The sequence below is a fragment of the Waltera acetigignens genome (assembly GCF_025567015.1).
Lineage (GTDB): Bacteria > Bacillota > Clostridia > Lachnospirales > Lachnospiraceae > Acetatifactor > Acetatifactor acetigignens.
Window position 1 is genome coordinate 1 of the sequence record NZ_JAOQJO010000055.1, and the last position, 320, is coordinate 320.

The 320-nt window shown below is 41.6% G+C and carries 1 protein-coding gene; it reads right to left on the reverse strand.

Annotated features, from left to right (window positions below; all coding sequences use genetic code 11):
- On the reverse strand, positions 1-320 hold a 320-nt coding region (locus tag OCV96_RS19410), incomplete at both ends, for a YaaA family protein (protein WP_262595222.1).

Below are 320 nucleotides of genomic sequence, written 5' to 3' on the forward strand. Positions count from 1 at the left end.
CTGTCAAATTTTCGTATCTCTTCAGGATTCTCAATTTCTCTTTCTGCCATGAACCGGACCATCTCCCCTCGGGCCATTTTGGCATATGTCCCTTTCGTTACCAGTTTATTTCCCGATAACTCACAAAAGGAGACCGTAATATAGGTATCCTTAGGTGTCAGATACTTTTCTATGCATTTTGAGTATTCTTTTGATGCCAGATTAATGATAACCCTGCTGTCATCAATCACTGAACGATATAATCTCTCCCCCCAGTAATCATACAGATTTTTTGCATCTCCTATCCCGACCTTTGCCTGCATTTCTAACCGGTACGGTGT